General features: G+C 73.0%; 1 protein-coding gene and 1 pseudogene. Both read left to right on the forward strand.

What is annotated here, in order from left to right:
* Nucleotides 1-147, forward strand: a pseudogene (locus tag I0Q12_RS32735) (DNA repair protein RadA); the annotation flags it as partial.
* Nucleotides 148-167: 20 nt separating this feature from the next.
* The coding region (dinB, locus tag I0Q12_RS12915; protein WP_374068690.1) for a DNA polymerase IV at nt 168-1,182 on the forward strand (1,015 nt) is incomplete at its 3' end.

Here is a 1,182-nt window from a genome sequence, read left to right on the forward strand (position 1 = left end):
TCCGGCGTGGGCCGGCGACTCGCAGAGGCCGGCCGGCTCGGCTTCACCCGCGCGCTGGTCCCGCCCGGCACCGAGGGCGTGCCCAAGTCGGTGAAGGCGACCGAGGTGGGCAACGTCGGACAGGCGCTGGCGGCGCTGCGGAGCTAGTCGGTGCCGGATGCGAACATATGTTCGTGTCCGATGCGACGATCCTGCACGCCGACCTCGACGCGTTCTACGCGTCGGTGGAGCAGCGCGACGATCCGTGGCTGCGGGGCCGGCCGGTAGTCGTGGGCGGCGGGGTCGTGCTCGCCGCGAGCTACGAGGCGAAGGCGTACGGGATCAAGACGGCGATGTCCGGACGGGCCGCCCGCGCGCTGTGCCCAGGCCTGATCTCGGTGCCGCCGCGCATGGACGCCTACACCCGCGCGAGCCGCGACGTGTTCGCCGTCTTCGACCGGACGAGCCCGATCGTGGAGGGCATCTCCATCGACGAGGCGTTCCTCGACGTGGGCGGGCTGCGCCGAATCGCGGGCACGCCCCTGGAGATCACGACAAGGCTGCGCCGCGACGTCGCCGAGCAGGTCGGGCTGCCGATCACCGTCGGGGTCGCGCGCACGAAGTTCCTCGCGAAGGTCGCCAGCGGCGTCGCGAAACCGGACGGACTGCTGCTCGTGCCACCGGACGGCGAACTGCAGTTCCTGCATCCGCTGCCCGTCGAACGCCTGTGGGGCGTCGGCAAGGTCACCGCCGCCACGCTGCACGCCCACGGCATCCGCCGCGTCGCCGACGTCGCGAGCCACAGTGAGAGCGACCTGGTGGCGCTGCTCGGGAAGGCCACCGGCCGCCACCTGCACGCACTGGCCAACGGCGTCGATCCCCGGACCGTCCGCACCCGGCGACGACGCCGCTCGATGGGAGCCCAGCACGCGCTCGGACGCGGCTACCACGATCCGGACTCCGTGGCTGCGACCCTCATGCTGCTCGTCGACAAGGTGACCCGGCGGATGCGGGCGGCCGATCGGCTCGGCCGCACGGTCGTGCTGCGACTGCGCTTCGCCGACTACACGCGCATCACCCGGTCGCACACCCTGCCGGTCGCGACCGCGCGCACCGACACCGTCCGCGACACCGCCCTGGACCTGCTGCATGCCGCGTGGCCGCTCGTCGCCGATCGCGGGCTGACGCTCGTGGGTGTCGCGG

Source organism: Rhodococcus sp. CX (genome assembly GCF_015865005.1).
Taxonomy (GTDB): domain Bacteria; phylum Actinomycetota; class Actinomycetes; order Mycobacteriales; family Mycobacteriaceae; genus Rhodococcus.